At 46.7% G+C, this 18,801-nt stretch carries 24 protein-coding genes and 1 pseudogene; 7 read left to right on the top strand and 18 right to left on the bottom strand.

Translation table 11 applies throughout. The features are described 5' to 3' along the window. Positions 1 to 274, top strand: a pseudogene (locus tag B7L70_RS07995) (RNA methyltransferase); the annotation flags it as partial. Here B7L70_RS07995 and B7L70_RS07990 read toward each other — a convergent pair. The 5 genes from B7L70_RS07990 to B7L70_RS07970 all read right to left on the bottom strand — a co-directional run bounded on the left by B7L70_RS07990 (position 242) and on the right by B7L70_RS07970 (position 4,672). Continuing rightward, positions 242 to 1,708, bottom strand: coding sequence for a zinc ribbon domain-containing protein (locus B7L70_RS07990; protein ID WP_162009139.1), 1,467 nt, complete (start codon positions 1,706 to 1,708; stop codon positions 242 to 244). The pseudogene B7L70_RS07995 and the gene B7L70_RS07990 sit on opposite strands and share 33 nt — an antisense overlap. 86 nt (positions 1,709 to 1,794) lie before the next feature. Next, on the bottom strand, positions 1,795 to 2,571 hold the full coding sequence (locus tag B7L70_RS07985) for a DUF2192 domain-containing protein (RefSeq protein ID WP_081227334.1): 777 nt from the start codon (positions 2,569 to 2,571) through the stop codon (positions 1,795 to 1,797). Positions 2,572 to 2,643: 72 nt separating this feature from the next. Further along, positions 2,644 to 3,189: a 50S ribosomal protein L16 gene (locus tag B7L70_RS07980; protein ID WP_081227333.1), complete on the bottom strand. Its 546-nt coding sequence runs from the start codon at positions 3,187 to 3,189 to the stop codon at positions 2,644 to 2,646. Between the two features lie 120 nt (positions 3,190 to 3,309). Beyond that, positions 3,310 to 3,738, bottom strand: a complete 429-nt coding sequence (locus tag B7L70_RS07975; RefSeq protein WP_081227332.1) for a nascent polypeptide-associated complex protein — start codon at positions 3,736 to 3,738, stop codon at positions 3,310 to 3,312. A gap of 64 nt (positions 3,739 to 3,802) precedes the next feature. Then, the gene (locus B7L70_RS07970) at positions 3,803 to 4,672 is read right to left on the bottom strand and encodes a thioredoxin domain-containing protein (RefSeq protein WP_081227331.1); all 870 of its coding nucleotides are present in this window, start codon (positions 4,670 to 4,672) and stop codon (positions 3,803 to 3,805) included. Positions 4,673 to 4,767: 95 nt separating this feature from the next. Between B7L70_RS07970 and B7L70_RS07965 the strand changes: the two genes are divergently transcribed. The 3 genes from B7L70_RS07965 to B7L70_RS13765 are packed head-to-tail and all read left to right on the top strand — an operon-like array spanning position 4,768 to position 6,704. Continuing rightward, positions 4,768 to 5,106 (top strand): hypothetical protein, encoded by a 339-nt coding sequence (locus tag B7L70_RS07965; RefSeq protein ID WP_238376164.1) that lies wholly within the window; start codon positions 4,768 to 4,770, stop codon positions 5,104 to 5,106. Between the two features lie 25 nt (positions 5,107 to 5,131). Beyond that, positions 5,132 to 6,589 carry a zinc ribbon domain-containing protein gene (locus tag B7L70_RS07960; protein WP_162009138.1) on the top strand — a complete coding sequence of 486 codons (1,458 nt, stop codon included), beginning with the start codon at positions 5,132 to 5,134 and terminating at the stop codon, positions 6,587 to 6,589. Next, complete coding sequence (locus B7L70_RS13765; RefSeq protein WP_202908713.1) at positions 6,534 to 6,704, top strand: hypothetical protein; 171 nt, start codon at positions 6,534 to 6,536, stop codon at positions 6,702 to 6,704. The genes B7L70_RS07960 and B7L70_RS13765 overlap by 56 nt, the downstream gene beginning before the upstream one ends. On the opposite strand, the gene alaS is transcribed toward B7L70_RS13765, so the two are convergent. From alaS to rpl18a, 12 genes are all read right to left on the bottom strand, one after another. Beyond that, on the bottom strand, positions 6,699 to 9,458 hold the full coding sequence (gene alaS, locus B7L70_RS07955) for an alanine--tRNA ligase (protein WP_081227329.1): 2,760 nt from the start codon (positions 9,456 to 9,458) through the stop codon (positions 6,699 to 6,701). The genes B7L70_RS13765 and alaS overlap by 6 nt on opposite strands. 62 nt (positions 9,459 to 9,520) lie before the next feature. Beyond that, a complete protein-coding gene (locus B7L70_RS07950; RefSeq protein ID WP_081227328.1) occupies positions 9,521 to 10,432 on the bottom strand; it encodes an MBL fold metallo-hydrolase in 912 nt (303 codons plus the stop codon). A gap of 60 nt (positions 10,433 to 10,492) precedes the next feature. Next, positions 10,493 to 11,560, bottom strand: a complete 1,068-nt coding sequence (locus B7L70_RS07945) for a 50S ribosomal protein L10 (RefSeq protein ID WP_081227327.1) — start codon at positions 11,558 to 11,560, stop codon at positions 10,493 to 10,495. 64 nt (positions 11,561 to 11,624) lie between these two features. Further along, positions 11,625 to 12,284 carry a 50S ribosomal protein L1 gene (locus B7L70_RS07940; RefSeq protein WP_081227326.1) on the bottom strand — a complete coding sequence of 220 codons (660 nt, stop codon included), beginning with the start codon at positions 12,282 to 12,284 and terminating at the stop codon, positions 11,625 to 11,627. 70 nt (positions 12,285 to 12,354) lie between these two features. Then, complete coding sequence (locus tag B7L70_RS07935) at positions 12,355 to 12,810, bottom strand: hypothetical protein (RefSeq protein ID WP_081227325.1); 456 nt, start codon at positions 12,808 to 12,810, stop codon at positions 12,355 to 12,357. A gap of 55 nt (positions 12,811 to 12,865) precedes the next feature. Continuing rightward, positions 12,866 to 13,384 (bottom strand): 50S ribosomal protein L11, encoded by a 519-nt coding sequence (locus tag B7L70_RS07930; protein WP_081227324.1) that lies wholly within the window; start codon positions 13,382 to 13,384, stop codon positions 12,866 to 12,868. 49 nt (positions 13,385 to 13,433) lie between these two features. Beyond that, on the bottom strand, positions 13,434 to 13,901 hold the full coding sequence (locus tag B7L70_RS07925; protein ID WP_081227323.1) for a transcription elongation factor Spt5: 468 nt from the start codon (positions 13,899 to 13,901) through the stop codon (positions 13,434 to 13,436). Positions 13,902 to 13,952: 51 nt separating this feature from the next. Further along, entirely contained in the window at positions 13,953 to 14,258 is a 306-nt protein-coding gene (locus B7L70_RS07920; RefSeq protein WP_081227322.1) for a hypothetical protein, read from the bottom strand. Positions 14,259 to 14,322: 64 nt separating this feature from the next. Continuing rightward, on the bottom strand, positions 14,323 to 14,556 hold the full coding sequence (locus B7L70_RS13040; RefSeq protein ID WP_143701593.1) for a hypothetical protein: 234 nt from the start codon (positions 14,554 to 14,556) through the stop codon (positions 14,323 to 14,325). A 13-nt stretch (positions 14,557 to 14,569) separates the two neighbouring features. Next, the gene (gene ftsY, locus B7L70_RS07915) at positions 14,570 to 15,487 is read right to left on the bottom strand and encodes a signal recognition particle-docking protein FtsY (protein ID WP_081227338.1); all 918 of its coding nucleotides are present in this window, start codon (positions 15,485 to 15,487) and stop codon (positions 14,570 to 14,572) included. Between the two features lie 9 nt (positions 15,488 to 15,496). Next, positions 15,497 to 15,955, bottom strand: a complete 459-nt coding sequence (gene pfdA / locus B7L70_RS07910) for a prefoldin subunit alpha (protein ID WP_081227337.1) — start codon at positions 15,953 to 15,955, stop codon at positions 15,497 to 15,499. Positions 15,956 to 15,963: 8 nt separating this feature from the next. Next, complete coding sequence (gene rpl18a / locus B7L70_RS07905; protein ID WP_081227321.1) at positions 15,964 to 16,212, bottom strand: 50S ribosomal protein L18Ae; 249 nt, start codon at positions 16,210 to 16,212, stop codon at positions 15,964 to 15,966. On the opposite strand from rpl18a, the gene B7L70_RS07900 reads away from it, so the two are divergent. The 3 genes from B7L70_RS07900 to B7L70_RS07890 are packed head-to-tail and all read left to right on the top strand — an operon-like array spanning position 16,213 to position 18,591. Then, complete coding sequence (locus B7L70_RS07900) at positions 16,213 to 16,875, top strand: multiprotein bridging factor aMBF1 (RefSeq protein WP_238376163.1); 663 nt, start codon at positions 16,213 to 16,215, stop codon at positions 16,873 to 16,875. Between the two features lie 46 nt (positions 16,876 to 16,921). Next, complete coding sequence (hflX, locus tag B7L70_RS07895; protein WP_081227320.1) at positions 16,922 to 18,010, top strand: GTPase HflX; 1,089 nt, start codon at positions 16,922 to 16,924, stop codon at positions 18,008 to 18,010. Positions 18,011 to 18,048: 38 nt separating this feature from the next. Further along, on the top strand, positions 18,049 to 18,591 hold the full coding sequence (locus B7L70_RS07890; RefSeq protein WP_081227319.1) for a transcription factor TFIIE: 543 nt from the start codon (positions 18,049 to 18,051) through the stop codon (positions 18,589 to 18,591). 8 nt (positions 18,592 to 18,599) lie between these two features. Here the strand turns inward: B7L70_RS07890 and B7L70_RS13450 are convergent. Next, on the bottom strand, positions 18,600 to 18,801 hold a 202-nt coding region (locus tag B7L70_RS13450; RefSeq protein ID WP_162009137.1), incomplete at its 5' end, for a hypothetical protein.

Below are 18,801 nucleotides of genomic sequence, written 5' to 3'. Positions count from 1 at the left end.
CATTAAAAATGGCGCCTGTGATCACGCAGCCTTCAATCCACCATTTGGTATTAGGATCGAACCCATTGAGGGAGTTACCGCGTTATATGACACGTTATTTAAGACACTGAGGGATTTGTTGCGTGACGGGTCGTCTTTCATCATCATCACGATTAGGAAATCCCTGGTGAAGAGATTGGCTAATGATTATGGGTTTAGGATAATTAATGAGAGAGTCGTTAATCAGGGTGGTATTTGGAGCTCAATATTCCTTCTGGCCTCCTCCCCGTCCTAAAGGGCGGGGTGGTGCCCTCGCCCAGCCTTCATTGGCTTCTCCGGTGGGGTTCATGGGTTTGCCCCGGGCCAGCACTGCGGGGCTTTCCTCGCTGGCCTTTGCGTTCTCCATGATGTGTTGTAGGAGGGTTACGATTCCGTGTGGTATTATTGGGTTTGACTTGCCTTCGTGTTCTCTCCAATTCATTTCTTGCTTCATGTTCCACCAGAATGCCTTTATCCATGCCTCTGGTGTGATCTTCCAAGCCATATTCATGACTGAGGCATAATCCCTGTGCACATAGTGACCCTTTGGGCATCGCAATGTGTGCCAATCATCGGTCCTCTCCAACCTCACGAAATGAATAGGACAAACCCTACTGTTCCTATAGGCTGATACGTGGAACAGTTTGGAGCCGCGCTCCAAAGCCTTATCCTCAACAGCCCTCTCCACAGCCTTGAATGGTGTTTGCTTGATTCTATGCCTCAACTCGTCTTTCATGACATCCTCAATCATTGACTCCTGTGGGTTATCGCCAAGCTCCTCTGTTATGATGATTGCTGGTGTTTTTGTTAACTCATTAGCCACTTGCCTAACCCTACCAACCTTCCTAACCCTTTCTCGTAACTTCCTCACACGCTTCCTAAACTCCCTAGTGTTCGTGACATTCACGTAATTACCATTCGGTAATGCAAATTCGGGCTTCAATCTCTCGATAATCGTACTCCTAATCCTTTCATACCTCCTGGCTAGTCTACCAAAATCAGTCTTGATCGTATAGAGCTGTGGCGTTGTGTATTGCCTATTCCAATCAACCACCTTGCTCACGGTGGTTTTAATGTCGATCCTGCCCACTGCTACCGTGTTCTCATTTATGTCGAAGGCAATGATTGATTCTGGCTCTTCCTCCCTAGGCTTCAGCTTGAAGATGAATATGGCATACCATTTGTTAGCCCTACGCTTAATCAACAGCGTAGATGCAAGCTCGGCTTCACCATTTAGTACCCTCCACCAAAACAGCCAGAAGCGCTTGTGTGGTCTCAACCAAACCTCGGTTCGACCATTGGGTAAGGATAGCTCAAGCCTAACCGGGGCTATGGAGCGGATAAATTGCTCATAACCCCATGCCTTCTCCGTAAACCTAATCGAGACTCTCCTAACCTCAGGATAGGGCTTGCTCATCAAGCCCATCCTCCTCCTCTCAACGAATGACTTGGCGATTTGCGATGCCTGCCTAATGGCTTGGATGATTAGTTGTGAGTTAAGGTTTGGGTACTCCTGCCTATACTTGCTGTAGAACAGCCCATGGAGTTTATTCGCACTCGTAACATTGTTCTCAACGGCGTATTCAGCGACCTCACGAACAATGCGTTTATAAACCTCCTCAACAGAGCAAAGCAACTTATTGAGCTCCTTAGAAACCTCCAACTCAACAGCCACAGCCCTACACAACATCCACAAGAAAAACAAACAACCAGACTTAAAAACCACCCACGACAAAAAGAGGCGAGGCTTATCACTCATTGGTTATTTTTAATGAATTACTGAGCCTTTGGTATGAAGGATCTTTGATCCTCATTCGGGAATAGTTTATCAAGCACTCTCCTAGGTACCTTATAGACCCTAAGGGCTATCTCCCTAATCAACTTATCATGAGGCACACACCTAGTTAGGTTTAGCCTAAGACAGTGCGCATACTTCATTATCTTCTTCTCCTCAATCTTTTTAATATTACCTAATGCAATGTCCTCAGCAACCCTAAAGGCTACATAAAACCTAACATAATTCATGAACTTTTTAGCAAGGTCTGGAAAGGCCGTTGCTAACGCCCTATAGGTACCTACGAAATCCTCCTCAGGGAAGAACCTCATTATTGTACCAGTGAACACGTACCTCAATACTCTAAACCCTCTCTCATCGGTCTTTGGTCCAAGTACTTCATTATCGACCATCTTCCTAACCTGCTCAACATCACCCTCATTACTAAGCTGAAAGCCCTTGGATTTCAGGTAATTGTATACCTCATCACAGACTATCTCAACATTGAATACGTCCTTAAGGGCGTTGGTTAATTCACCATCTAGTATACCAAGTCCGTACTTACCGACTATGTATATCGTGGATATCTCCTTATCATAAATCCTAATCTTACTCAAACCCCTAAACGGCTCAATACCTCTCTGCTTATAGGCTATGTAGACAAGCTCCTCAAGCTGGCTCCTACTCGTCACCTCATTCCTCATTATCTTACTCCAAATCTCCGTGGCAGCCTCAATGCGGCTTTTATACAGCTGTTTGGCGTCTAAGCCATTACTCATACTAGCAATTCACCTACCCAAGGAAGCCTCCTAGTATGCACTTTTTAACTCTTGTGCCTCAAACAGGACTGTTTAAGGGTTCACCTTAGCTTGTTGCTGTACCTGCTTTGGATAAGCAACAATCCTCATTGGTATTGGCAATTTAGAGGACGCCCTCCTAAACGCCTCCTTAGCGTGCGCCAAGTTCTTCCCCTCAATCTCTAGGTGCATTAACACCGTACCAGGCTTGGTAATCCTAACGGCTCTACCCGTGGGTACACCAAAGGCAAGCCTCATACCCTGCTGTAGACGGTCAGCACCAGCCATGGCCAACATCTTATTCTCCCTAATTACGTGAAATGGGTATTTCGTTATCTTTAAGTAAAAATTAGGATCTCCAACATACTTCGACAGGTACTTATACGCCATTTGCCTAGCGGCCTCAAGGGCATTAGCCCTTATTTGACCAGTACCTTCAGTAACAAGTTCAACAATATAATCGAACCTAACCCTCTCCCTAGCCTTCGTATTACCAAGCTCGAACCTAGGTATTTGCACGTATGGAGCACCAGCTATATACTCAGTCCTTGTGTAGGGCCTCTTCAACCTCCTATAGCACCTACCAGGCCTTAGTGGCATTTACGAAACGTGAAGCCAGTGGGCTTTATAAGCTTTATTATGAGATCGAAGCGTCTATGTGTGATTAGATTGTTGAAGGATTGAAGGAAGCCGCTATAGAGCAGAGTAATTAACTAGGCATTACTTCTTCGTCGATTGAATCCTCAGTATCGCTTCAGCAATATCACCATTGGTCTCCCTCAATGCCCTAATGGCCTCATCCCTATTGCACCCGGTCTCCTCCATCACAAGCCTTATATCATCCTCACTAGGCTCGTACTTAGGAGCACCAGGCTGTTGTTGTGATTGTGGAGCTATTATTAATGACCTAGGTTGTGGAACAACAGGTTGCGGCTTATTAACCCTAACATCGGAATCCGAGGCCTGGACTTGGTATATTGATAAACCCTGTAATTTAATACGTGCAACCACTGGCTTGTTTATCTCTATTGTTGATCCATCACCAAGATGAATCACAACCTTGGTAACACCGCTAACCTCCTCAAGGTTGAGGTCTGGAATTCCGAGTCTTCGAAGCATCCTTTTAACATCCCTTGGGTTTAGACCCACGTCAGTTTATCACCTCCCCGCTTAAAACAATTTCTTTTTATTACCAACATACGATAACCATAATTTAGCCGCAGTATGGTCCGAGCATTGGTGCTATTGTTGGTGATGAGCACCCGTAAATGAGGGCATGAGTTGGGAAGTACTGTATTACGTAAAGCACGGAGCCATTAATCACCATGCTATCCAGGGCACTGCCGTACTCCACCTGGAACAATGCACAGGCTGGGCATTCTGGGTCTAGGTACTCAATAACGACTATGTTCGCCCCTGGATTACCGATCCTGAGTCCGCCCGAGATTATGCCATCAATAACACCCACCTGTGTTGAGTTTGCCCTAAATCCATAACCAAGCTCCTGGCCCTGGTAGGTAAGTACGGTGGCATTACCAGCCTTGGCATAATTAATTGCGTAAAACACAAATGGTGAAGCACCGATCACTACATAGGTTATGTTATTCGCCCTATTAAAGACTATGAACAATGGCGTACCCAGTGACGTACCCAGCGGGCTATTGAGTATGCCTAGTTCGGTGGCTACATTGGTCACGTTATTTATGGCGCCCATTACGGTGCTAACCAGGTACTGGTCTGTGTAATTAAACGCGCACTGCGGGTACTTACTGGCTAGGTACTCGTACTGGGCCACGGGGTACTCCAGGAGGTACGTCACATTGTTAGATTGTGAGTACGCGACCAAGTACTCATAGGCAATACTGTATATACTATTCAGCAGGTTTAGGGTTGCATTACCACCGTACTTATTATAAACACACACAACCCCAAACCAATTCCCAACACCATCCTCAAAGGCCAGTGTGGGCGTTATTGCGGGTTTATGTATTGGCGCCAGGAAGTATACAAGCACACCGACTAAGGCTATGGCAAGTACTATCACGGCTATTAACAATGCCTTATTTATATTCGTGTTTGACATAGCCCCCTATCTATGGTTGGATTAATTAAAAATCTTACTAACACATGTAAGCAACACGGGAAATGCATATAGGCTTTTATTCAATACATTACTTGATGGCAATTAGGGTCAGAGTTAAGCTCTCCTCAATAATGGGAAAGGTCACAATAATTAAAGCATTGATTACCACAGGTTATGAATCCCAAGAGCCTGAGATATTGATACCAAGGTCTGTGGCTGAGGATTTAGGGCTAATGCCCAAGCTACCAAGTGGTTCCGAGGTTAGGAATTACGTACTGGCTGATGGAACGGTAACTAGGCTAATACTCATACCTGGTGCGGTTCAGGTTTGGGTCATTGAGAACGACAGGGTGGTTGGGGGTGTTACAGCCCATGTGACGGTTAGTGATAATAATGGTCAAGCCTTGTCTCTTCTTGTCGTGGGTGGTTTTTAAGTCTGGTTGTTTGTTTTTGTTGTGGATGTTGTGTAGGGCTGTTGCTGTTGAGCTGGAAGTCCCCAAGGGTGTTTCTAAGCTCCTCTATAGTGTGGAGTCTGCGTACCTAGGCATCGTTCGTGAGGTTGCCGTATACGCTGTTGCGAACAATGTTACGAGTGCAACAGAACTCCAGGGGTTATTCTACAGCAAGTATAGGAGTGAGTACCAAGGCTTGCACGCACACCTAATCATCCAGGCGATTAGGCAGGCATCTGAAGTTGCGAAGTCATTCGTTGAGAGGAGGAGGAAGGGCTTGGTGAGCAAGCCCTACCCTGAGGTTAGGAGTGTCTCGATTAGGTTTACGGAGAAGGCATGGAATTATGAACAATTTATCCACTCAACAGCCCCAGTCAGGCTTGAGCTATCCTTACCAGGTGGTCGAACTGAGGTCTGGCTTAGACCACACAAGCGCTTCTGGCTTTACTGGTGGAGGGTACTAAATGGTGAAGCCGAGCTGGCTAGCACGTTGATCATTAAGCGTAGGTTGAACAGGTGGTATGCAGTGTTTGTGTTCGAGATCAAGCCGAGGCGAGAGGTACCACAAAGCGTGGTGGCATTTGACATCAACGAGAACACGGTAGCTGTTGGTAAAATTGACCTAGCATCCACCGTAAGCAAGGTGGTTAACTGGAATAGGCAGTACATGATTCCAGAACTATACACAATTAGGACAGACTTCGGTAGGCTAGCCAGGAGGTACGAAAGGGTTAGGAATGCGATTATCGATAGGCTCAAACAATCCTTTACATTACCGAGTGGTAATTACGTGAATGTGGCGAACACTAGGGAGTTTAGGAAGCGTGTTAAGAGATTGAGAGAAAGGGTTAGGAAGTTGGGTAGGGTTAGGCAGGTGGCGAGTGAGTTAACCAAGAACCCATCAATCATAATCACCGAAGAACTTGGTGAGAACCCACAGGAATCAATGATTAGTGACGTTGGGAAGGACGAGTTGAGGCACCGCATAAAACAGACACCATTCAAGGCTTTGGAGAAAGCCGTTGGGGATAAGGCTTTGGAGCGCGGCTCCAAAATATTCCACGTATCATCCTACAGGAACAGTAGGGTGTGTCCAATTCATTTCACAAGGCTTGAGAGAACAGATGATTGGCATGTACTAAAGTGCCCACTCGGGCACCTCGTGGATAGGGACTACGCATCCATACTTAATATGTTGTGGAAAACAACACCAGAGGCATGGGTCAAAGGCGTATGGTGGAATTTAAGGAGGGAAATAAATTGGGGAGAGTACGAAGGAAAATCAAATCCATCGATACCGTATGAAACTGTTTCACATCTATGGGCCCACCTCAAGACTTTCAAGGCCAGCGAACAAAGCCCCGCAGTGCTGGCCCGGGGCAAACCCATGAACCCCACCGGAGAAGCCGATGAAGGTGGCGGCGAGGAAACCACCCAAAAAAGGAGGAGGCCAGAAGGCGGATGAGGCATTACTAAGCGATAAGTTGGTCAGTAAGTTGGGTGTAGTGCTCATTGATATTGGTGAGGGGCTTTGGTGCTTTAAGGATGAACTGGGGAAAATCGTGAGAAGGAGTTTATGAATTTATATTTATCGTTTGAAGTACCGATTTCACGATGTTCACAAACACGTCGATTGAGGGTTTGGTTTGGGTGAACCCCTGCCCATACGTTGCTGAACCACCGCCTTTTCCGTTAACCCCCTCATTTAGCCTAGCCATTATGTCCTTAACACTAACGCGCTTACTGCTCTCACTACCTAGGTAGACCAGGTATTCCGTACCGTTATTAAGCCTATTTATCACCAGCAACACCGTGTTAGGCCTATTGCTGAGGTACTCCTTGGCGAATTCCTGTATGTAGCTTCTATCCTCACCCTCGTACTCGATATACGTGAAACCAACTCTACCAATAACGACCTCTCTACCCAACGCCTCACTAATATCACTCTTAATTGCCTTTCTCATTAATGCCTTAACCCTGCCCTCCATCCTCCTTACGTCGCTCACCAACTCGTTGACGCCCTTAACCACAGCATCTTTACTCACGCCTGTTAACTCGGAGATCTCACTTATTGAGTCCTCAAGCGATTCTGCGTAACTTAATGCATGCCTACCTGTTGTGAATATGAACCTAACAACACCCTCCTGTATCTTCTCAACCCTAACAATCTTTATCATACCGATCTCCCCAGTCCTACTTACGTGCATACCGCCGCAGGCCTCAACATCGTATGGCTCATCGTCAGAGCCGACCTGGACTATCCTTAACTTAGCCCCTGGAACAACACCACCCTGGTATATGTAAACACCGAACTTGGACTCGGCTTCTGTTCTTCCCAACCACCTAATGATGACCGGTTGATTGGCAAGCACAGCCTGGTTCGCCAATTCCTCAATCTTCCTAATCTCATCCCTACTAGGTAATTTGTAGTGAGTAACATCGAGCCTACTAAATGGGACGTTCTTCTCAGCACCAGCCTGCCAAACATGCCTACCCAAAACCCTCCTAATGCTCTGCAACAGTATGTGTGTTGCAGTGTGCATTCTCATGAGGTCGAGCCTACGCACACCATCAACTATCCCCTCCACAACCTCACCTTCACCTGGTGCCTCGCCCTCGATTACATGAACAATGACAGGACCAACCCTCTGCACGTCAATAACCCTAGCCTCACCCCTACCATGCTTAATCACACCATGATCAGCAACCTGACCACCACCCTCTGGGTAGAAGGCTGTTTGGTCAAGGATCACGTACTTACCCCTAATCACCCTAAGAACCCTCGCATTAAATCGAAATAGCCTCATGTCCTCGTAAAATAACTCCTTAGTCTGTGGTAAGTCCTGGACCTCCACTGGGTTCACATCAACCTTTGGCTTCTCCTCACCAACCTGCCTCTGGTACCTGGCTGCCAGCCTTGAGTAGAAGTCATCAGGTACAGCAACGCCGATGCCTAGTTTTGACGACGCGATCTCACGCACTATCTCTGGTGGTAATCCCTGCGAATCATATAGCGTGACTAGGTCGTCAACACTCAATTCCCTTTTACCCGTCCTCCTCTCCCTATCCCTAATAACCCTCTCAATAACCCCAGGGGCCTGCCTTAGCAATTCCCTGAACTTCCTCTCCTCAAGATCCACAAGCTCCAATATCGTCTGCCTCTCCTCATAGACCTCGGGATAATCGTCCCTTAAGAACTCAAGTTCCATGTTCATGATCTCCGTAAGAGGCATCTCAATGCCAACAACATACATACTCCTCAACATCCTCCTAAGCAATAGCCTACCCAGGTAACCAACACCCGAGTTGCTCGGTATTGCCCCATCAGCCATCATCCAGGATAGGGTCCTACCATGATCGCTCAGTATGTACAGGGTCTCCTGGGCCTTGAGTATGTTCCTAACCTCACCAACATCAAGGCCGACCTTGCTGGATATGTATTCATAGGCCTTCTCAATACTCGTAACCTCGGGATCAAGCTGCCCAAAGTACGTTGCCATGTGCATCAGCATCTCATCACTGGGCTTTGGAAGCCCAAGCTTAGACCTAAGTCTCTCAATGAATGAACCAAACACTGCATCGTAAACCGTAGGCTTACCGGTCAATAGCCAATATATCCTCTCGAGGCCATATCCCGTATCCACAATCTTCATTGGCATCTCGACGTATTTACCATCCACGGTTCTATAGTGCATGAAAACAAGCGTGGCGACCTCCAACCCACCAACCAGAACCTCGAGGCACTCACCAGCATTGCCACCACCCTCCCAAACGTTCTCCTTATAGGTTATCTCATCATCCCTAAGCCCAAGCTCCTTTGTGAAGAATTCATGGGCATACTCGACAGTCTCGTCAATCCAATAAACATACTTATCAGGGTAGTTGAAGGCGTGGTGAGCCATCATCTCGAAACCAGTTAGATGCCTACCACTACGGCCAACCTTATCAATGTCAGTAAACCTAATGCTTGGTTGGGACAACGTCAATGGGTTTGCTGGTGGTGGTACTATGCCCTCGGTAACCCAGGGCTGGAAGTCGTATATTGACGCACCGACTAAGTACACGTCACTCCTCCAACGGGCAACGACTGGGTACCTCCTGATCCTCACATGGCCATGCCTCTCAAAGAATTGCAGGAACCTCTCCCTAACATCCCTAATGGACTCAGGCCTGAACTTACCCGGTGGATTACCTATGAATAGGTATGGCGTGCAGGGCTGGTCACCGCAACTCTCCTGATCTTTATTTAACGTCCAGAAGTGGTGTTTGCAGTATGGGCACTGCTTCCTGTAGAAATTCATCCCAGTAAACATTCTCGTCCTTAATTCCTCCATAACTTAAACGATAATGGATAAATGAGATTATTTTTATATTTTGTTCCTGAGATAAAGACACTTCATTGCCTACGCCCTTCAACACCCTGATAATATTTATACAAACCATCAACAGCCATACCAAAGAGGTGGTAATGAGCTCTCATACTCCTCAGCCTATCATAAACCCGCTTAAGGTCTTGATCCCTTTCAACGAGCATGCCTTCCAGGTCTTTTACGCCCAACCCCTCCCTAACAGCCTCCTCCGCCGTCCTACCCCAAACATCTACTTGCCTCAAGTGCCTATTTAATAAATCCATGGCGTTTGGAACCAGTAGGTGGTGTGTGTAGGCTATGTACGTTGGGTTCCTGGAAATGAGCTTCTTTAGGCTGTCAACGTACATATCAAACCTCAGGGGTTCCATTGTTGTTGGTATTATGTAGTCGAGATCCTTAACGTAAATCCCAGCCGCATCACCAACAATCAGTATACTCCAAGGCTCAATAATGAATGATTGATGATGACTTGCATGGCCAGGTGTGTGTATCACCTCCACCGTAACATCCCCTATCGTGATCCTATCACCATCCCTGGTCTCCCTGGCATTCTTGCTAGGTATCTCGAGTGGTCTCCCATACAATTCCCCAAGCCATCCCATGGCCTCCTTGGCAGGTATCCAAATAATGTCAGGATTTGGAAATACCTTAGAGCCCCTTGGGTGCACATAAACCTCAATGTTAGGATTTAACCCAGTTAGTGCCCCTGTACCGCCATAATGATCTATGTGCACATGAGTTACAAATGCGTGAGTTACAGCACCCGGTAAATTCCTTACAGCGCTTACTAAATCCCTGCTTGATACGGCGGGACCCCCCTCAAACACAACCAAACCCTTCCCCGTATTAACCGCATAAACCGATACCAGGTTACTGTAACCTCCTGGTTCCAGGTCTATTTGGTACACGTTCCTCATAACCTCGGTTATCCTCACCATGAGTAATCAGGAAAAACGGAAATTAATAAGCTTGTCTAGGGAGGATGTATTTTCACATGCTCATCCTCCAAATAAGCTCGATAAGCCGGCTGCGATCTCCTCCTCACTCGGGCCCTCCTTCTTCTCCTCACCACCCTCCTCTTTCTTCTCCTCAGCCTTAGTCTCAGCACCACCCTGTGTAGTAGTCTCCGCCGTGGCCTGTTGAGTTGGTTGTGGGACTTGTAGCCCAAGTTGTGGCGCCTTTGGTGCTATTGCCGCGGCTAGTGCATTCGCCTCAGCTGCAGCCTTACTCAGTATGTAACGTATTGTTTCTGGTGTCGCGTACCTAGCATTAACAGCTAGGTTTAGGGCTTCTGTGTATGCCTTCATTATTGATACCCTTAAGACCTCGGGTGTTGGGTACGCAGCGTTCACCGCCAGGTTTAGTGCGTACCTCACGGCATCCTCAAACATCGACCTATAGGCCTTGGTATCTAGCTTTAGTTCCTCCCCTGGGATTAAGTACTTGCCCTTGATTATTGCTGCCTTTATTTTCAGGGATTCGAAGATGGGCTTTATGTTCAATTTCTTAAGGATCTCAGCCGCATCCTCATTAACCTTATCGCCCTTCTTCACAACCACCGTGTCCTTAACTATCCATATCTTACCATCCTGAACCCTAATTGGTATTTTCAACTTACCAAACTTACTCATTATTGGGCCCGGACCCATGTTAGTATTACCGGCAGGTGCCACTAAATCGAAGGGGGCTATATCGCCAGGCATCGCCTCTCTCCTAACTCCATTCTCCCAAATCCACTTGGCCAACTCATACGGGTTCTCGTTAGTGAATATTAACAGGTTCTCGCCCGTAAATAAATTCCTCAACTTCTCATCAACACCACCCATTAATTGCCTTAGGGCTATCAACACTAAGGTATTCTTTGCCTTAATAATCCTGGAACCCCTCCTCCTAAGCCAAAACCTATACTCCTGAACAACCTTATTGGATGTACCGTGTAGGTCGATCACGAATAAGGTCTCGTACTTAGAGAACAACTCCTTCAGCTCATTAACAATCCTAACCTTCTTCTCCGGATAGGGCTTTGTCCTAACGTATGTTCGCTTAAATATTGGTTGCGAAGCCATACCTCAGCAAAAAGGCGTTGTTTGCATGACTTAATTAAATTTTTCTACCGATGCAGTTAACCAGTTATTTCTGTTGTAGGGGCGAGAATGTAATCGGCGGGCCCATTGTTAATTTAACGCTGACCTCACCCAACTGCTCCGGTCTCACTCTCTTCAGCACCTCCTCAAGCACCGCAACTATATTCTCCGCAACCTGCTTTGAGTCCATATCCTCAGTGCCGACCCTACACATGATCTGGGGTTGATCCTTAACCCTAACCCTAACGCTCCTCCTTAATCTCTCAATCACAGCCTTTATGTCAGCGTTTGGTTGAACGACCTCAGGCATCTTATTCCTAGGACCAAGTATTTGGCCCATAACCCTACCAATTAGGACCATGAGATCCGGGGTCGCTACGAAATAATCGTATGACTGAGCCAACTTCCTAATCTCCTTCTTATTACCCGCCAACTTCTCAATATCCTCCCTAGTAAGCACTGCATCGGCATTAGCCTCCTTAGCGGCTAGAACCATGGCGCCTGTAGCCATTACACAGACCTTCGGTGTTTTGCCCTGTAGTGGGTGTGGTAGGACCACCGTTACGTTGAACCTATTATTTTGATTCTTAACATCGAAATCCCTGAACCTAACTATTAACTCGTAGGATTGCTTAAACCTCCTCTTCTTTGCCTTAGCCTTCGCCTCCTCCACAGCCCTCATCACTGCGTTTATGTCCAGGCTCATAATCAGCATGGTATGGAAAACACCCTATTAAAGTATTTTTCCCAAGAACACATCAATGTCGCATGCCGACTCAGGAACTAAACTGAAGCTCTGAATACACGAATACTTGCCCGTTCGTAAGCGATATTGATATTGAGTTAATACCATAGAGCCTAGCCACGCCATTAAACTCTACCGTGCATCCACCCACCACGAACCTAGCACCCACTATGTACGTACCATTCCCAACCAACGTTAATACGCCAGAGTACCCAGGCATTATCAAGCACCTATTGCTTGCGGTGAATACGGCATTGTTTATCTCCAGGTACGGTATTACAGCCGCATCCCTCCCCGTATTCACAATTGTGAATTCTACGGAACCATTTACGTAGTATGGACCGTTAACCATAACCCTTATTCCATACTTCGTACTTGCCATGTTAACTATATTAAATACGTACATTACGACGGCTATTGCTAGGGCTATGGCAACTACCGTCAGTATTATCGTCGTTAGTGGGTGTGAAATACCCCAGCTTTTCATAATTGAGACATTATTGATAAGTTGAAATACCTAATAAATTTTTCCTTCAATTCTTTTAAAACCTCCCCTCCTGCCTAAGCAACTCCTCGTACTTGTTAATGATGCTATCGTAAGCCCCAGAATCCAACTCTCTCAACACCTGCTTGGGATCCTTCCCATTTATTGTAACACCAATACTCCTACAAACACCTATGACTTGCTTAAGGGCGCCCCTGAAGTCCCTGCTCTTAAGTTCCTCCCATTTGATGTACACTATCTCCGCCAATTTGTCAATATCAATATCGCCAATCAACTCCTTAACCGCCTGGTGACTCCCTGTATCCTTTCCAATAGATCGCATTATTAAGTCCGTGATAGGTGGTAACTCAGGCTTAACGGTGAAATTCCTCGTGTCCTCATCAATCTCCAGCTCAACAAACACATTGTTAATGCCGTAATTAGCCAGGATTCTCGTCTTTTTATTTATCTCATCAGTCACCTTGCCGATATCCACACCATACTGACCCAACTGCTGAACAGCAGGGCCTCCAGCCTTCCCTGGCGCAACGGCTATTTTCACAACCCTCTTAACCATATTCGGGAGACCTCGGTTAATGCTTGGTATTTAACGTTTTTGTCTACGATTACTTACCCTCAATTTTCCTAATACCCTTTATGTTCACGATTATCGGCATCGTGCTTGATGAATCAAGAAGCTCAAGGTAAACCTGCCCCTTCTGCTTATCAATATCCACGACCCTACCCCTATAACCCCTGAAGGGCTCAACTATTATCTCAACAACATCGCCGACGTTGACCTCGACAGGCTTAACCAAGCTACGTAATAACTCGTCAGAGCTCATGACACCCCTAACCATGCCCCTATAATGCTTAATACCCGTCGCGAGATCCTGGATCTCATAAGGCATCGCACCCTCGACAAAGACGAAGCCCTTAAGCTCCGGCAACACGACTATCGCCGATATCCTAACCTTATCTAAACCCCTATTTTCAGCCCTAGCCTTAAGCATGAACGCAACACCATACTCCTGGCCGCCCACAGCCCTTATTGCATAAACCCTACAATTCGATGGTTTACCCTCCTCACTCATTAAGTCATCGCTATAGGCGCTGGTTTATTAAAACTTGTTCATTACGATGCCCTATCTACGACCCAAGCCTCTCGTGCTTAGTATTACTAATATGAGCATTATGCCTAGTATTACGACTATTGTTAGTACGACAACTAGGTTTAGTGGGTATGGTAAGTTAAAGTTGGCACTACTCGCTAAATACTCGCCCGCTATATTGAATAGGAACGAGTATATTCCCAGTATGGCTATTATTAAGGCACCAAGCTTTAAAACAACCATGTAATTACTCCTAGTTGGCTTTTTAGAAACCTTGAATATCCAAACCAACATGCTTAGCCAATTCATCAACCTCCTAACCCAACCCTCACTACTCATCGCGATCTCAATGCAACCCTAAATTTAAAACATTCCCTAACACCTAAAATATTAACTGCTTAATCTAATACGTAGTGCCCCTCCTGGTCTCATACCTAACCGCGGCAATGCCCTGGGAACACTCTACAACAGCAGCCACAAGAAGCAACACATAAACGCTGTCGACCGGAACAATCTCGAAGACCCTTGCCCTTGAGTTAGCAGAGGGTCCCTGGCAAATATTGCGTAGCCATCGACCCCGCGGGTGTGGGTTTGTGGGACCTGGAGCATGGCAAGTACTTGATAGCCACAGTGGCAACAGTGAGGAGTGGCTACGCAATAAGCGTCCTAAAGAATTCAGCCTTATTGAAGGGCCTTAGGTCGTCATAGCCCTGGCCAACGCCCAGGAAGTATATGGGCTTCTTAAGCTCGTATAGGAACGTCAGTATTGCACCGCCCTTCGGGTAGGCATCGACCTTGGTAACCACTAAACCATCTATCCTAACATACTTACTGTAGTATTTGGCAATGTCCAGAGCTTCATTGCCGAGCAGTGCGTCGGCTACGAATATGGATACATCAGGCTTACTAACCCTCTGAACCTTACTCAACTCATTCATTAGGTTAATGTCAGTGTGCATTCTACCGGCGGTGTCTATCATCACGAAGTCGATACCCCTAACCCTGGCGTGGTTTATTGCATCATAAGCCACGGCAGCCGGGTCAGAACCGTAGTCATGCTTAATAACCCTAACATTAAGCCTACTTGCGTGCCCCTCCAACTGCTCGATTGCACCTGCCCTGTACGTGTCCGCTGCGGCCCATACTGCCGTATACCCACCCTTCATTAATTGATGCGTTATTTTGGCTATGGTTGTCGTCTTCCCATAACCATTTGGTCCAAGGAATAGAAGAACCACGGGCTTCTTTGCATTGTGCATCTTGATAACCTCGCTCATGAAGTCCACATTCGGTACATCACTGAATAACTTATCCAGGGCTTCAACTATCGCGTTCTTTATCACCGACTCCTTATCCCCAAACCTAGGCACCTTAAGACCCCTAAGTTGGTTAATCACGGAATCACTTATCACGTCAGCCACGTCAACGGCTACGTCAGCCTCGACAAGCCGCATGAACAAATCGTCTCGTACTTCACTGAGCTTACTCTCGCTAAGCTCTGCCGTGGTTATTGAGGCGGCTATCGAGTTTGTGAACGACCTAAACGCATCCCTGAGCTTATCAAACACCATAACAACCTACCGCTGAGATTGTTGCTGCTGCCTAATGGCTGCGCTTATGTAGAGTAGGAAGTTGTCTATGTCGCTTATTCTCTTGGCTATATCGGCTGATTGGGCATCGAGTTTTGATTTTAGATCCTCGAACTCCTTGATCCTGGACTCAATATAGTTAATGGCGTAGGGTATATCCATCTCTATGACGTAGTTTGCCCCAACACCAACGAGGACTCTCTCACCCTGTACTGGGGATGCCCTAATGAAGACGCCACCACCAACTCCCGCGTATGTGTCCTGGACATTACCACCACTTAGCATGGAGAGCATATCCTTGGCGCTCCTTAACTCATTCAGTGTTTGCGTTATTAGTGCCAGGTTTTGCCTAACAACGTCGAGCAACGCTGTTAATGAGTTCCTCTCCTCAATCAACCTCTCAATATCCTCCCTGGTTATGACAATCCTCTGTGGTTGTTGCGACATTGCTCGCCTCACCACTTAATCAATGACTCAAGGCTCATTAATTGGAGCAGCTCTGTCCTCCTAATCTCATCCTTACCAATCTCCTTGACCTCCTCAATCCTTATCAAACTCCTCCCTAACTTATGCCTACTTCCCAAATCACTATAAACCTTCTCAATAGCCTCGCTAGGCTTTGTTGCAGGAACCTCAATCGTGAACTTCCGCCACTGTGTTCCAATCCTCATATGCCCAATAACCCTATAGATCCTAACCTGCACGTGCTTGGGGTAGGCTCGCGATTTATAAGGATTTTGCCCGTTATTGGGTATCACGATCTACAGATGGTGATAACCAGAAACACTGGGTTTTTAAGGGGGTTCCTGAGAAACTACCTAGGTGGTGTGGTAGTGGTTCTCACCTGCGATGTCTGTGGTGCACCCATAGATGGCGAGCCTGTCATTGTCGAGATAGACGGTGCCGTATTAACACTATGCCAGAGGTGTGCCCGTAAGTACGTAGGCACGAAGGGGGTCAAGGTCATAAGAGGGCCATCGCAAGTATCAACTGGTTCCCAGGGCATTGCCGCGGTTAGGTATGAGACCAGGAGGGGCACTACGTATAGGGTCAGTAAGCCGAGGATTAACGTCGATAAATACGAGGTTGTAGAAAACTACGCAGAACTCATTAGGGAGGCTAGGGAGAGCCTCGGCATGAGTAGGGATGTGCTAGCGAGGGTCCTTGGGGTTAAGGATAGCATCCTCAAGAGGATTGAGGATGGGCAATTAATACCGGATATAGAGTTGGCTAGGAAGCTCGAGAAGGTGCTCGGCATAAGCCTACTCAGGGAGGCTGAGAATGTCGGTACAATGACGGAAAAACCCGTGAATAAGTCATTGACTCTCGGTGATGTTGTTATGATACGTGAAAAGAACAAGAAGTGAGTGCAGGAAATTAGCTTTATATTAAATGCAAGTATGAGTGTTGGTAGTGGGTAGTAAGGCAATATTGCTTGTCGCTGACGATATTGAGGATGGAAAGATTAGGGAATTTAAGTCCCTAGCTGAGGCTGGTGATTATGAGGTATTGGACACGATAATACAGAGAAGGAGACCAGATCCACGTTACTACCTAGGCCTTGGTAAGTTGGGTGAGGTTGAGGAGATTGTTAGGAGTTATGAACCGGATACGGTCATTACGTACCACCAGTTAAATCCTGTACAATACGTCAACCTTGGGCGTAGGTTGAGGATTAGGGTTATGGATAGGGTTTGGCTTATCCTCGAGATTTTCGAAAGGAGGGCTGGTTCTAAGGAGGCTAAGCTACAGATTGAGTTAACGAGATTGAGACTCGAAATCCCAAGGGTTAGGGAATTCATTAGGCTAGCCAAGTTGGGCGAACAAATTGGGTTTTACGGTGGTGGTGAGTATGCAATAGAGGCCTACTATAGGCACATGGTTAGGAGGGTCTCGCACATTAGGAAGGAACTTGAGAAAATTAGGGAGAGGAGGGCTTCCCTGGTCATGAGGAGGAGGGATTACGGTCTTCCACAGGTCGCCCTGACGGGTTACACATCCGCTGGCAAAACCACGTTGTTCAACAGGCTCGCCCGGGAGAATAAGTATGTTGATGGTAAACCCTTCGCCACATTGGATACGTACTCAAGGCTGGCGTATTTCAACGGTGTAAACGCGATATTGACCGACACAATAGGGTTCATTGACGACCTACCACCACTACTCATTGAGTCATTCTACGCAACAATAGCGGAGGTTCTTAATTCCGACCTCGTACTCTTCGTAATAGACATGAGCGATGAGTATTCCGAGTTTCATAGGAAGTTCACGAGCTCCCTCAGGATATTCATGGACCTTGGAGTCCCCAAGGGCAAGATCCTGCCTGTATTAAATAAGGTGGATGCAGCCAATGACTCGTACATAGGCAATAAGGTATCGCTTGTTAAGCAGGAATTTAATGAGTATGTCGTAATATCGGCAAAGCTGGGGATTGGCATTGACGATCTTCGTAATACAATACGTAATAGATTAGAACAACTGGGATTGGTAGGTAAGGATTAGTAAGAAATAAAATAATTATTTTTGCCGAGAAATACCTAATGGAGGAGGATTTGGAGACTTCGTTATTCCTTGAGTATGTGCGCAGGAAGATGTCCTTCGAGTATGACGAGGAGACTGGAGAGTTGGCTGTGAAAATACTGAGAGCGTTATTCGAGAGGAATGAGACAATACCCGATGAAACACTGGCATTAATACTCGGCGTGAGTGCTGCCGAGATCAGGAGGGCTTTACATGCAATGCATAGGGTCGGTCTCGTGGGTTTTGTTAGGGAGTCAACGGATCAATACAGGTATGAATACAAGTGGTTCCTGAATAAGGAATTCATTAGGAAATTCCTGGTGCAGCACATAAATAATGTAGCGTCAAAATTAATGCATAGACTGAATGCACTAAGCACGACGACACTGTACATATGCCCAACATGCTTTAGAGGGTATACACTCGATGAGGCTTATGAATACGACTTTAGGTGCCCTCGTGATGATACGGAGCTCGAGCAGGTTGATGCAATATCAGAGATAGAATTTCTCACAAATGTAATTAAGAACCTGCGCATTGAAAAGGAAAGCCCACAGCAATAACGAATCATTCATCGACCCATTCCCACCATGATAATGCCTCGTTCTGGGAGGTTTGATTTTTGCTTTCTGACCTCCTCCTTTTTGGGTGGTTTCCTCGCCCAGCCTTCATCGGCTCCTCTGGCTGGGTTCATGGGGTCGCCCCGGGCCAGCACCGCGGGGCTTTGTTCTAGGCTGGCCTTGAATTCCTTGAGTGTGGCGTGTAAATACTGC

The sequence above is a fragment of the Vulcanisaeta sp. EB80 genome (genome assembly GCF_002078205.2).
The sequence above is the reverse complement of the archived record's forward strand: the minus strand, read 5'-3'. Positions and strand labels throughout refer to the sequence as shown.